Annotated in this window: 12 protein-coding genes; all 12 read right to left on the bottom strand. The window is 72.8% G+C overall.

Translation table 11 applies throughout. The features are described 5' to 3' along the window. Nucleotides 1–304 precede the first annotated feature (304 nt). The 12 genes from tyrS to infC all read right to left on the bottom strand — a co-directional run bounded on the left by tyrS (nucleotide 305) and on the right by infC (nucleotide 12,002). On the bottom strand, nucleotides 305–1,567 hold the full coding sequence (tyrS, locus tag ACI3ET_RS07710) for a tyrosine--tRNA ligase (protein ID WP_405032426.1): 1,263 nt from the start codon (nucleotides 1,565–1,567) through the stop codon (nucleotides 305–307). A gap of 69 nt (nucleotides 1,568–1,636) precedes the next feature. Continuing rightward, the gene (locus ACI3ET_RS07705; protein ID WP_405032425.1) at nucleotides 1,637–2,326 is read right to left on the bottom strand and encodes a DNA-3-methyladenine glycosylase; all 690 of its coding nucleotides are present in this window, start codon (nucleotides 2,324–2,326) and stop codon (nucleotides 1,637–1,639) included. After that, entirely contained in the window at nucleotides 2,323–3,744 is a 1,422-nt protein-coding gene (argH, locus tag ACI3ET_RS07700; RefSeq protein WP_405032424.1) for an argininosuccinate lyase, read from the bottom strand. The genes ACI3ET_RS07705 and argH overlap by 4 nt, the downstream gene beginning before the upstream one ends. 74 nt (nucleotides 3,745–3,818) lie before the next feature. Further along, nucleotides 3,819–4,334: an arginine repressor gene (locus ACI3ET_RS07695; RefSeq protein WP_405032423.1), complete on the bottom strand. Its 516-nt coding sequence runs from the start codon at nucleotides 4,332–4,334 to the stop codon at nucleotides 3,819–3,821. 29 nt (nucleotides 4,335–4,363) lie between these two features. Next, nucleotides 4,364–5,356, bottom strand: a complete 993-nt coding sequence (locus tag ACI3ET_RS07690) for an aminoglycoside phosphotransferase family protein (protein ID WP_405032422.1) — start codon at nucleotides 5,354–5,356, stop codon at nucleotides 4,364–4,366. After that, on the bottom strand, nucleotides 5,301–6,068 hold the full coding sequence (locus tag ACI3ET_RS07685; protein WP_405032421.1) for an SDR family NAD(P)-dependent oxidoreductase: 768 nt from the start codon (nucleotides 6,066–6,068) through the stop codon (nucleotides 5,301–5,303). The genes ACI3ET_RS07690 and ACI3ET_RS07685 overlap by 56 nt, the downstream gene beginning before the upstream one ends. Next, on the bottom strand, nucleotides 6,065–8,590 hold the full coding sequence (gene pheT, locus ACI3ET_RS07680) for a phenylalanine--tRNA ligase subunit beta (protein WP_405032420.1): 2,526 nt from the start codon (nucleotides 8,588–8,590) through the stop codon (nucleotides 6,065–6,067). Before pheT ends, ACI3ET_RS07685 begins: the two co-directional genes overlap by 4 nt. Further along, nucleotides 8,590–9,690, bottom strand: coding sequence for a phenylalanine--tRNA ligase subunit alpha (gene pheS / locus ACI3ET_RS07675; protein ID WP_405032419.1), 1,101 nt, complete (start codon nucleotides 9,688–9,690; stop codon nucleotides 8,590–8,592). Before pheS ends, pheT begins: the two co-directional genes overlap by 1 nt. 56 nt (nucleotides 9,691–9,746) lie before the next feature. After that, nucleotides 9,747–10,556 carry a TrmH family RNA methyltransferase gene (locus tag ACI3ET_RS07670; RefSeq protein ID WP_405032417.1) on the bottom strand — a complete coding sequence of 270 codons (810 nt, stop codon included), beginning with the start codon at nucleotides 10,554–10,556 and terminating at the stop codon, nucleotides 9,747–9,749. A 43-nt stretch (nucleotides 10,557–10,599) separates the two neighbouring features. After that, on the bottom strand, nucleotides 10,600–10,986 hold the full coding sequence (gene rplT, locus ACI3ET_RS07665; protein ID WP_405032416.1) for a 50S ribosomal protein L20: 387 nt from the start codon (nucleotides 10,984–10,986) through the stop codon (nucleotides 10,600–10,602). Between the two features lie 52 nt (nucleotides 10,987–11,038). Then, nucleotides 11,039–11,233: a 50S ribosomal protein L35 gene (gene rpmI, locus ACI3ET_RS07660; RefSeq protein WP_405032415.1), complete on the bottom strand. Its 195-nt coding sequence runs from the start codon at nucleotides 11,231–11,233 to the stop codon at nucleotides 11,039–11,041. Between the two features lie 82 nt (nucleotides 11,234–11,315). Beyond that, nucleotides 11,316–12,002 carry a translation initiation factor IF-3 gene (gene infC, locus ACI3ET_RS07655; protein WP_405032414.1) on the bottom strand — a complete coding sequence of 229 codons (687 nt, stop codon included), beginning with the start codon at nucleotides 12,000–12,002 and terminating at the stop codon, nucleotides 11,316–11,318. Nucleotides 12,003–12,287 lie beyond the last annotated feature (285 nt).

Here is a 12,287-nt window from a genome sequence, read left to right as displayed (position 1 = left end):
CAAGACATGGTGGCCAAAAAAGATAAAACATTGGCATCAATAATCTGACACGCTGTTGAGTTCTCAAGGATCGGACGCACACCACCAACACCACACTCATCAAGTGCACTGCTACCTGGGGCAACCTGTCTAGGTTATCCAGCCTGACTTTCAGGAGTCAAATCCGTGCCCTGCTCTGTTGAGCAGTGCTGTCGAAGCTGGAGGGCCTCACCCGGGACCGGCCACCAGCTGGTGTCCGTGCCTCCCTGTCGGTGCGGCGAGGAGTAACTCTAGGCGAGGTCGGGGAGGAGGGCAACTCTGCAGGTCACAGGCCCTTCCGGGCTGCTGCGAGGTGCTTGCGGCCGCGGCGGACGAGGGCCACCTGCCCGTGCAGGAAGTCGTCGGCCTGCAGGGCCCGCTCCACGTCGGCGACCTTGGCGTTGTTGACGCTCACCCCGCCCTCGCCGATCAGTCGTCGCGCGGCCCCCTTGCTGTCGACCACACCGATCGCCACGAGTGCGTCCACCACGCTCGTGCCGACCGGCACCCGTGCACCCGGCAGCTCAGCGGTCGCGTCGGACAGGGTGCCGGCGTCCAGGGCCGCCGGGTCGCCGCGCCCGAAGAGGACCTCGCTCGCGGCCTCGACCTGCGCCGTGGCCGCCGGTCCGTGGACCAGGGTGGTGACGTCGGAGGCCAGGGCACGCTGCGCCTCGCGCAGGTGAGGCCGTTCGACGGAGGCCTGCTCCAGGGTGACGACCTCGTCCTGAGTGCGGTCGGTGAACACCCTCAGGAGCTTGCCCACCTCGCTGTCGGCGACGTTGATCCAGTACTGGTAGAACGCGTAGGGACTGGTCATGTCCGCTGCCAGCCACACCGCGTTGCCTGCCGACTTGCCGTACTTCTCACCGTTCTCGTCCGTGATCAGGGGTGTCGTCAGCACGTGGGCCGTCCCCCCGTCTGCGCGGTGGATGAGGTCCACGCCGGCCGTGAGGTTGCCCCACTGGTCCAGCCCGCCCGTCTGCAGCGTGCACCCGTGCTCGCGGTAGAGGTGCAGGAAGTCCAGGGCCTGCAGCAGCTGGTAGCTGAACTCGGTGTAGGAGATCCCCTCCTGGCTCTCCAGGCGCGCGGCGATCGCCTCCTTGCGGATCATCTGGTTGACCCGGAAGTGCTTGCCCACGTCCCGCAGGAAGTCCAGGGCGCTCATCGGCGCCGTCCAGTCGAGGTTGTTGACGAAGACCGCGGGGTTCGGCCCGTCCACGTCGAGGAACGGTCGGACCTGCTGCTGGATCCGCTCCACCCACTCCGCGGTCTGGTCCTTGGTCTTCAGCACCCGCTCCGACGTCGGCCGGGGGTCGCCGATCAGGCCGGTCGACCCGCCCACGAGGCACAGCACCCGGTGCCCAGCGCGCTGCAGGTGCCTCAGCACGATGAGCTGGACGAGGTTGCCGAAGTGCAGGCTGGCCGCCGTCGGGTCGAAGCCGCAGTAGACGGTGACCGGTCCGTCGTCGAACGCAGCGCGCAGGGCGGGCTCGTCGGTGGTCTGCGCCACCAGTCCACGCCACTGCAGCTCGTCCAGGATGCTCGTCACGGTGGTCGGTCCTTCCGGTTCGGGGTATGGCGTCGCGCCGCCGGGTGGGCGTCCGGCCCGGGCCCAAGCCTACGTGCGAGGGGCCGCCGTCCCGGCAGGAGACGAGCGGGGTCCTCCGCTCCCGGGCGGACGTCCGACCGCCGGACGGTAGGCCGACACCGTCGGTTCGCCGTCGAGCCAGAACCGCCACGGGTAGACCGTGGCGTCACCGCCCGGTCCCGACACCCCGACCCGCGGACCGCGGCGCACCCGGGTGCCGTGGGGGGCGACGGGCACCTGCACCTGGACGGCGGCGGCGGGCGCCAGCAGGTCGAGACCGTCGTGGTCCCGGTTCAGCCCCAGGGTGGACGCCAGCCGGGCCGGACCCCGGGCGAGGTCACGCACGGGGTGCGGCCGGTCGCGACCGGCGTCTCGACGGGAGCGCGCGCGCTGCATACCGTCCACGACCTCCCCGGCCCGCAGCAGGACCGCCGCGGCCTCGCCCTCCGGGCCGCAGACCACGTTGCAGCACCAGTGCATGCCGTAGGAGAAGTAGACGTAGAGGTGCGCCGCCGGGCCGAACATCACCTCGGTGCGCGGGGTGGGTCCGCGGTAGGCGTGCGACCCCGGGTCACGGGTGCCGGCGTAGGCCTCGACCTCGGTGACGCGGACCGTCACCCCACCGGCCGCCAGGTGCGCACCGAGCAGCTCGGGCGCCACCTCCAGGACGGGGCGGGTGAAGAAGTCGCGCGACGGCCCGACGAGCGCGAGCGGGGTCAATCGCGCACCACCGGTGCCTCCTCGACCCAGTGCCGGAGCTGGGCCACCTCGTGGATGAGGTGGGCACGCTGCTCGTTGACCCGGGCCGGGGCCGTGCCACCGTGGGCGTTGCGGGAGGCCAGCGACCCCTGCACGGTCAGGACCGTGCGCACCCCAGGGTGGAGATGCTCGCTGATCTCGCGCAGGTCCTCGTCGTCGAGGGCGTCCAGGCCGATCCCGCGCTCCTCGCAGACGCGCACGCACTCCCCCGCCACCTCGTGGGCCACCCGGAAGGGCACCCCCTCGCGGACCAACCACTCGGCCACGTCGGTGGCCAGGGAGAACCCCTGGGGGGCGAGCTCCTCGAGCCGCTCGGGGTAGAAGGTGAGCGTCGCGACCATGCCGGAGACGGCGGGGAGCAGCACCTCGAGGGTGTCGACGGCGTCGAAGACCGGTTCCTTGTCCTCCTGGAGGTCGCGGTTGTAGGCCAGGGGAAGCCCCTTGAGGGAGGCGAGGAGGCCGGCGTGGTCGCCGATGAGACGCCCGGCCTTGCCGCGCGCCAGCTCCGCGACGTCCGGGTTCTTCTTCTGCGGCATGATGCTCGACCCCGTCGAGAAGGCGTCGTCGAGGCGCACGAACCCGAACTCAGCCGTGGCCCAGAGGATCACCTCCTCGGCGATCCGCGAGAGGTTGATCCCGACCATGGCGGTCACGAACGAGAACTCCGCGGCGAAGTCCCGGGAGGCGGTGCCGTCGATCGAGTTCTCGACGGACCTCGGCATGCCCAGGTCGTGGGCGATCGCCTCGGGGTCCAGGCCGAGTGAGGAGCCCGCCAGCGCCCCGGAGCCGTAGGGCGAGACCGCTGCGCGGACGTCCCAGTCGCGCCAGCGCTCGACGTCGCGGAGCAGGGCCCAGGCGTGCGCCTGAAGGTGGTGCGCGAGCAGGACCGGCTGGGCGTGCTGGAGGTGCGTGCGACCCGGCATCGCCACCCCGTGGTGGCGGGCCGCCTGGTCGGTGAGGGCCTGCACCACGTCCAGCACCTTGCCCGAGAGTGCCCTGGCCTGGTCTCGGAGGTACATCCGGAAGAGCGTGGCCACCTGGTCGTTGCGAGACCGTCCTGCACGCAGCCGGCCCCCGACGTCCGGCCCGATCCGCTCGATGAGGCTCCGCTCGAGGGCGGTGTGGACGTCCTCGTCGCCCTCGGCCGGCACGAAGGCCCCGGAGGCGACGTCCGCGCCGAGGCTGCGGAGGCCGTCGAGCATCGTGGCCAGGTGGGCGTCCGAGAGCAGACCGGCGTGGTGCAGGACCCGGGCGTGGGCGCGAGAGCCGGCCAGGTCGTACGGCGCCAGCCGCCAGTCGAAGTGCGTGCTCTTGCTCAGGGCCGCCAGGGCGTCGCTGGGGCCGCCGGTGAAACGGCCGCCCCACAGGCTCACAGTCATGCGGGCCATCCTCTCACCGAGGTGGACCGGGGAGGACCGAGGTCGGCCGACGTCCAGCGCCCGGGCCCGCGCTGCTACGGCTCGCGCGGGTCGGAGTCGTCCGCGAGGGACAGCAGCCGGTGCGCGGTGGACGGGCCGCCGTCGGCCTCGGTGGTGATGACGAGGATGGTGTCGTCCCCGGCGATGGTGCCCAGGATGTCGGGGTCGTCGCTGCGGTCGATCGCCGCGGCCAGGAACTGCGCGGCGCCCGGCGGTGTGCGCAGGACCACCTGGTTGCCGACCGCGCGGGCGCTCACCAGGAGCTCCTGCAGGAGCCGGTGCAGCCTCGCGGAGACATGCCCCGCGTCCTGGGCCGGCCGGGGGGTGGTGTCGCCGCCCTCGGCGGGCACGGCGTACACCAGCTGGCGTCCCTGGCGGATCTTGACGGCGCCGAGGTCCACGAGGTCCCGGGAGAGGGTGGCCTGGGTGACGCTGATGCCGTCCTCGGCCAGCAGGTCGAGCAGCTGTCCCTGGGAACCGATCGCGTTCCGGTCGAGCAGGTCGGCGATCCTCTGGTGCCGCGCGGCCCGCGTCATCGGAATGGTCGTCACACAGCGTGACTATACAGGCCTCTGCATGACTATCCAGGGCGCGCCCAGGTCCACAGCTCCTCCAGCACCCGTGTCGCGGCGACCGCCTGCTGCCGCTGGAACTCCCGGAGGGTGGGCAGGCCGGGTGCCGGTGGCGTGCGCGCGGCCTCGGTGAACAGGCCGGCCAGCCCGGCGACCAGCCCCAGCACGTCCTCCGGCTCGGCACCCAGGTCGAGGACGGCGTCCAGGTGGGGACGCAGGTCGAGGTCCCCGCCCCAGCGGACGTTGACGAGCAAGGACGCCGCGTCCGTCCAGGGCGCGCCGCGGGCGGCCCACGGCCAGTCGACCAGCCGCACGCGGCCGTCGGCACCGACGAGCAGGTTGTCGGCGCGCACGTCGAGGTGGCAGACGCGGTCGCCGGCCAGCCGCGGGAGGGTGCGGTCGCACAGCTCCACGAGCTCGTCCATCCGCTGGACGAGCCAGGGGTGGAGTGCCTCGAGGACGTCGGGCGCCTCCCCGAGCCGCCGACACGCGCCCATCTCCTCGGCGAGCACCTCGGGCAGGGCCGGCCACGCGCCCGGCGCCCGACGGTCAGCGAGCCCGCGCAGGGTCGTGAGGGTCGCGTCCACCTCCTCCTGCCGCCAGGGCAGGTGCGGGTGGCGGCCCTCGACGTCCTCGACGACGAGGACGACCCACTCGCCGTCGTCCTCGCTCGCGAGGAGCCGGGGGACCTCGGGAAGGTCGGTGAGGTCTCGGAGCACCTCGATCTCACGACGGTGCAGCGCGGGGGTCCCGGGGTTGGGACGGTCGCTCACCGCCTTGACGAACGCCCGCCGGCCCGAGGTGGTGACGACACGGTCGGCGCTGCCCGGCGAGAACCCGCCCGGCTGGCTGACGGCCCGGGCGACAGGGGCGCCGAGCACCTCCTCCACCCAGCCCCGCACCTGGCCGGGGAGGTCCTCCCAGGCCAGCCGGACGCCATACACCTCAGCCCGCGAGGGGGTCGTCGTCGCCCCACGGGCGCAGCCGGAGCATCCGCTCACCCTCGCCGAGACCTGCGGAGGAACGGGTGCGCAGCTGGTCGAGGTCGTCGGAGCCGGCCCGCACCATGCGACCGGAGAAGCCGTCGAGCTCGCCGCCGGCGAGCGCGAGCAGCAGTGCGGTGACGTCCGCGGGAGAGGTCCAGTCGGAGCGACCCTCGTGCATGCGCATCGAGTGGGTCATGTCGGTCTCGACCACGCCGGGGGCCAGGTCGAAGGCGCGCACCCCGTGCTCGGCCCCGGCGGCGGCGGTGCCGCCGGTGAGGCGGGCCAGTGCGGACTTCGAGGCGGTGTATGCCGTGAGCAGCGGGTTCTCGCGGGTCCCGGCACCGGAGTTGAGGTTGACGATCCGCCCCCCGCCGGCCGCGATCATGTGCGGCACCACGGCCCGCGTCAGCAGATAGGGACCGCGCACGTTGGTGACGAGCACCTGCCACCACTCCTCGACCTCGGACTCCCACACGGGACGCTCCGGCTCGACGAGCCCCGCGTTGTTGACCAGCAGGTCGATGCGCCCGTGCTCGGAGACGACCGAGGCCACGACCTCGTCCACCACGCCAGCGTCCGTGACGTCGCAGACCCGGCCCTGCGCCCCGTCGGCGACCTGCCCCGAGCGGGACAGCCCCACGACCCGCCAGCCGGCGGCGAGGAGCGCACGGACGATGTGGTCGCCGATGCCCCGGGACGCGCCGGTGACCAGCGCCAGTCCGCTCACCGTTGCACCGCCCCGTGGTCCTGGGCCGCGCACGCCACGGCGGCGTCGCGCGCCGCGTTGACCTCGTCAGTGGTCAGCGTGCGGTCGGGTGCCCGGAAGTGCATCCGGAACGCGAGCGACTGACGGTCGGGCCCGAGCTGGTCGCCGACGTAGACGTCGAACAGCTCCACCGACTCCAGCAGCGGGCCGGCGCCGGCGCGCAGCGACTTCTCGACGTCCCCGTGGCGGACGTCGAGGGCCACGACCAGCGCGACGTCGGAGGAGGCCATGGGGTGCGTCGACAGCGGCCGGACCTGGGTCCGGTGGTCGCTGGCCGCGAGCAGGACGTCCAGGTCGAGCTCGGCGGCGCAGCTGCGCTCGGGCAGACCCAGCCGCTGGACCACCTTCGGGTGCAGCTCACCGGCCCAGCCGACGGTCGTGCCGTCCTCCAGGGCCAGCTCGACGCACCGCCCCGGGTGGAACGGCGCCCGCTCGGTCTGCCGTCGCGAGACCGCGACACCCAGGGTGTCGCAGACGCCGTGGGCCCAGCCCACCACGTCGGTGACGTCGAGAGGGCGCCCAGGTCCCCACCACCCGGCCCGGTCGGACTGTCCGGCGGCGACGACCGCGACGTGCCACGGCTGGGCGGGGACGGCGGCGCGGATCGCCTCGAGCGTGCGGTCGTCGGGACGGGCGCCGACGTCGGGCACGGGGGCGGCCGCACCCGGGACCGGGAGGGTGACCGTGTCGATCTCGAAGATCGCCACGTCGCGGGAACCACGCGACACGTTGCGCCGTAACGCTTCCGGCAGCGTCTGCAGCAGCTCGGTGCGCATCAGGGGGGCCTCGTCGGAGAGCGGGTTGGCCAGCCTGAGCGCCTGCCTGCGAGGGTCGGCGGCCGGCAGCCCGAGGTCGTCCAGGCGCTCCGACGCGACGAACGGGTAGGTGAGGACCTCGTGCAGCCCCTGCGCGGCGAGGGCGGCGGCGACGGCGCGGCGGGAGCGCTGGTCGTGGGTGAGTCCGCGGCCGCCCACGGCGCGGGGCAGGACCGAGGGGATCCGGTCGTAGCCGTCGATGCGCGCGACCTCCTCGACGAGGCCGGGCGCGTCGGTGAGGTCGGGCCGCCAGCTGGGCGGAAGGACCCAGAGGCGACCCTCGCCCGCGTCGTCGACCTCGCAGCCGATCATCGTGAGGATCTCGCGGACGCGCTCAGGCGTGTAGTCGACGCCCACGTAGCGCGTGGGCAGGTCGAGCGCCAGCTCCAGCCGCGGCCGGGGGGTGCGCCCGTCGACGTCGGTGATGGCCGGGTCGGCCGTGCCGCCGCCGAGCTCGACCAGCAGGTCGACGGCCAGCTGGGCCGCCGCGTCGGTGACGTCCGGGTCGACGCCGCGCTCGAACCGCTTGGACGCCTCGGTCGAGAGCCGGTGGCGCCGGGCGCTGCGGGCCACGCTGCGCGGGTCGAAGTGGGCAGACTCGACGAGCACGTCGCTGGTCTGCCCCGGCGTCACCTCGCCGTCCTCGCCGCCCATGACCCCGGCGAGGGCCAGGACGCGGGTGCCGGAGTCGGTGATGAGCAGGTCCTCCCCGTCCAGCTGCCGGTCGACGTCGTCCAGCGTGCGCAGCCGCTCGCCGGCCGCCGCCCGGCGCACCACGATCGGCCCCTCGAGCGTGGCCAGGTCGAAGGCGTGCAACGGCTGACCCAGCGCGAGCATGACGTAGTTGGTGACGTCCACGGCCAGGCTGATCGGCCGCATCCCGGCCTCGAGCAGCCGGCGCGCCATCCAGCCCGGCGTCTCGCGGGCCAGGTCCAGACCGCGCACGGTCCGGGCGACGTAGCGCGTGCAGCCGGGCACCCCGCCGAGCGGGGACCGGTCCGCCAGCTCCACGGCATACCCTCCGCCCGTGGCCGGGTCGACCGGGAGCCGCGCGGGGTCGGTGAAGGCGGCACCGGTGGAGTGCGCGTACTCGCGGGCGATGCCGCGCAGGCTGAAGCAGTAGCCGCGGTCCGGGGTGACGTTGACCTCGACCACCTCGCGGTCCAGCCCGAGGACGGGGATCAGGTCCTCGCCAGGCTGCAGGTGGGCCGCGGCCTCCTCCCCCATCAGCCTGGGCAGCACGATGATGCCCTCGTGGTCCTGCCCGATACCGAGCTCCTTGACCGAGCAGATCATCCCGGCGGAGAGGTGCCCGTAGGTCTTGCGGGCCCCGATGGAGAAGTCGCCGGGAAGCACTCCCCCGGGCAGGATCACCGCGACCAGGTCGCCGACCTCGAAGTTGTGCGCACCGCAGACGATGCCCTGCGGCTCGCCCGTGCCGTTCGCGTCAGCGACGTCGACCTGGCACCAGTTGACCGTCTTGCCGTTCTTCTGCGGCTCGGGGTGCTTCTCCAGCACCCGCCCGACGACGAGGGGGCCGGTGACGTCGCCACCGTGCAGGCCCTCCTCCTCGAGCCCGACCGCGACGAGGTCGGCCGCGATCTGCGCGCCGGTGACCCCCTGCGGCAGCTCGACGTACTCGCCGAGCCAGTCGACCGGAACCCGCATCAGATCTCCATCCCGAACTGCGCGTTGAAGCGCACGTCTCCCTCGATCATCTCCCGCATGTCGCTGATGCCGTGGCGGAACATCGCTGTCCGTTCCACGCCCATACCGAAGGCGAAGCCCTGGTAGCGCTCCGGGTCGACCCCGCAGGCGCGCAGCACGTTGTGGTTGACCATGCCGCAGCCACCCCACTCGATCCAGCCCGTGCCGCCGCACGTGCGGCAGGTGCCGGCGGTCGCCTCCCCCCGGCAGACGAAGCACCGGAAGTCCATCTCGGCGCTGGGTTCGGTGAAGGGGAAGAAGGCGGGCCGCAGCCGACTCACGATGCCGGGGCCGAACATGCCCTCGGCGAGCCGGTCCAGCGTGCCCTTGAGGTGGGCCATCGTCAGCCCTTCGTCGACGGCCAGCCCCTCGAGCTGGTGGAAGACCGGCGTGTGCGTCGCGTCCAGCTCGTCGGTGCGGAAGGTCTTGCCCGGCACGGCGACGTAGAGGGGCACGCCGCGCTCCAGCAGCGCCCTGGCCTGCACCGGAGAGGTGTGGGTCCGCAGCACCAGCCCCGCGTCGGCCGGGTCGACGAAGAAGGTGTCCTGCATCTGCCGGGCAGGGTGGTCCTTGTCGAAGTTGAGGGCGTCGAAGTTGAACCACTCTGCCTCGACGCCGGGGCCCTCGGCGATCTCCCAGCCCATGCCGGTCATGACATCGGCCATCCGCTCGGCCGTCACCGTGAGCACGTGGCGTCGGCCGAGGGGACGCCGCCCCGGCACCACGGTGAGGTCGACGGACTCCTCGACCAGGATGCGCTCGTCGCGCTCCACCTCGAGGACGCCCTGACGCTCTGCCAGCGCCCCGCCGACCCGCCCGCGGGCCTGGCCGACCCGCTTGCCGGCCTCGGCCTTCGCGCTGGGGGGAAGCGCCCCGATCTCACGGTTGGCCAGGGCGAGGGCGGAGCGCTCGCCGGCGTGGGCCAGTCGCGCTGCCTTGAGCTCCTCCAGCGTGGTGGCGGCGGCGACCGCGCTCAGCGCGGCCTCGACCGCGGCCTCGACCGCCTCGGGGGCCAGGGCGGCGACCTCGACGGGGTCGTAGTTCGTGTTGGGTCCGGACACCTGCGCAAGTGTAGGCAACCCGACGCCGTGGTCCCGACGCCGTGGTCCCGAGCCCGTCAGCGCCGGCGTGTGCTTCCGGAGGCGTGGAGGCAGACGGTGGCCGCCATCGCGAGGTTGAGCGACTCTGCGCGCTGGATCGGGATGGCCACGACCTCGTCGCAGGCGTCACGGACCCCGGGCTCCAGCCCCCATGCCTCGTTGCCCAGCACCCAGGCGTGGGGACCAGCGAGGTCGACGTCGGGGAGCAGGGTGGTGCCCGAGCCGTCGGCCGCGAGCAGCCGGATGCCCCTGGCCCGGCAGGCGGACAGCAGCTCCGGCACGGGGGTGCCGGTGCTCACCGGGAGGTGGAAGATCGACCCGACCGTCGAGCGCACGACCTTGGGGTTGTAGACGTCGACGGAGGCCGAGCTCACCAGCACGGCCGAGGCGCCGAACGCGTCCGCGCCGCGCAGCACGGTGCCGGCGTTGCCGGGGTCCCGCACGTGCGTGAGGACGACCGCGAAGCCCCGCTCCCCCACCGCGTCGAGCGCGTCGGCGAGCGGGACGTCGACGTGGCGGGCCACCGCGAGCACCCCCTGCGGGTGCTCGGTCCCGGCCATCGCCGCGAGGACCTGCTCGGTGCAGGCCCGCGCGGGCACTCCGGCGTCGCGCGCCGCGTCGACGAGCTCGGTATGCCGCTCCGCGCCCGACTCGGTGACGTACAGCACCTCCGCGGCGGGCGCGGCATACCCGAGGAGCTCCCGGACCGCCTGCGGTCCTTCGACGAGGAACCGTCGCTGCCTGTCCCGGGCAGCACGGCGCCCCAGCGCCGCGACCTGCTTGACGCGGTCGCTGCGAGCGTTGCTCAGCAGCGGCTGGTCGGTCACGGGGCTGGGGCGGGCGTGGTGATGCACGGGTCCGGCGCGCCGGTCAGGCGGCGGAGGTGGCCTTCTCGCCCTGCGCGGGCACGTTGGCGCGGGAGAGCTCGACCAGGGCCGCGAAGGCGGCCTCGTCGTGCACGGCCAGCTCGGCGAGCATGCGGCGGTCGACCTCCACCTCGGCGGCCTTCAGGCCCTGGATGAACCGGTTGTAGGTCATGCCGTTGGCGCGGGCGCCGGCGTTGATCCGCTGGATCCAGAGCCTACGGAAGTCGCCCTTGCGCTTGCGGCGGTCGTTGTAGGCGTAGACCAGCGAGTGGGTGACCTGCTCCTTCGCCTTGCGGTAGAGCCGGCTGCGCTGCCCGCGGTAACCGCTGGCGCGCTCCAGGACGACCCGGCGCTTCTTGTGGGCGTTGACCGCCCGCTTCACGCGTGCCACGTGATGTCTCCTTGACTAGTTGGGGGGGTGGGTGATGAAGAGTGCTCGCGGCTCAGAGCCCGAGCATCTTCTTCACCTTGCGGACATCGGACTTGGCCACCGGCACGTCGTTCACGAGGCGACGGGCAGCGGTGGAGCTGCGCTCCTGGAACTTGTGCACGTGACGGGCGCGCTGGCGCATGAGCTTGCCGCTCCCGGTGACGCGGAAGCGCTTCTTGGCACCGCTGTGGGTCTTCATCTTCGGCATGGGCCGATCTCCTTCGTGTCTCGCCCGCGGCGACGGGCGTGGATGTGGGGCGGGGTGGGACGGGCGGCCGGTGGCCGCCGGCTCACGCCTGCTCGGTCTGGGGGGTCTCGGTGTCGACCGTCTCGGACTCGACCGTCTCGGACTCGACCGTCTCGGACTCGACCGTCTCGGACTGGACCGTCTCGGTGTCGTCGACGTGGGTCTGCTCGGCCGACTCGTCCTGCGCGTGCTGCAGCTCGTCGGGGCCCTCAGGCCCGTGCTCGGAGGCGGCGCGCTCGGCGTCGCGACGCTTCTCCAGGCGCACGACGGTCTTCTTCTTGGCGGGGCCGATGACCATCACCATGTTGCGGCCGTCCTGGCGCGGGGTGCTCTCGACGAAACCGAGCTCGGCGACGTCCTCGGCGAGGCGCTGGAGCAGGCGGAAGCCCAGCTCGGGCCGCGACTGCTCGCGCCCGCGGAACATGATCGTGACCTTGACCTTGTCGCCCCCCTTGAGGAACCGCTCGACGTGGCCCTTCTTGGTGCCGTAGTCGTGGTCGTCGATCTTCGGGCGGAGCTTGATCTCCTTGATGACGGTGTTGACCTGGTTCTTCCGGGCCTCACGTGCCTTCATCGCGGCTTCGTACTTGTACTTGCCGTAGTCCATGAGCTTGGCGACGGGCGGACGCGCCATCGGGGCCACCTCGACCAGGTCGAGGTCGGCCTCGGCGGCCAGCCTCAGCGCGTCCTCGACGCGCACGATGCCGACCTGTTCCCCGTTGGGGCCCACCAACCGCACTTCCGGGACACGGATGCGGTCATTGATGCGAGGCTCGCTGATGCTTGCTCCTTCGTCTGTCGTGAGGACCCCGGGCACCAGAAAGGCCTCCTGGCACGAGGTGCGCAAGAGGCCTTCGCCACCGGTCCCACCCCACCGGGGACACCGGCGGAGTATGTCGTGACGCTCGCCACGGCATACGTTCGCCCCCTGCCGGAGCAGGTGGCGGGGACCTGGACCCGGCGACCGGAGAGGTCGACGCGGGTGGGGGCTGGGCCCCTCTTGCATGTCGGGCAG

This window comes from Ornithinimicrobium jinqii (assembly GCF_045032595.1).
GTDB lineage: Bacteria > Actinomycetota > Actinomycetes > Actinomycetales > Dermatophilaceae > Ornithinicoccus.
The sequence above is the reverse complement of the archived record's forward strand: the minus strand, read 5'-3'. Positions and strand labels throughout refer to the sequence as shown.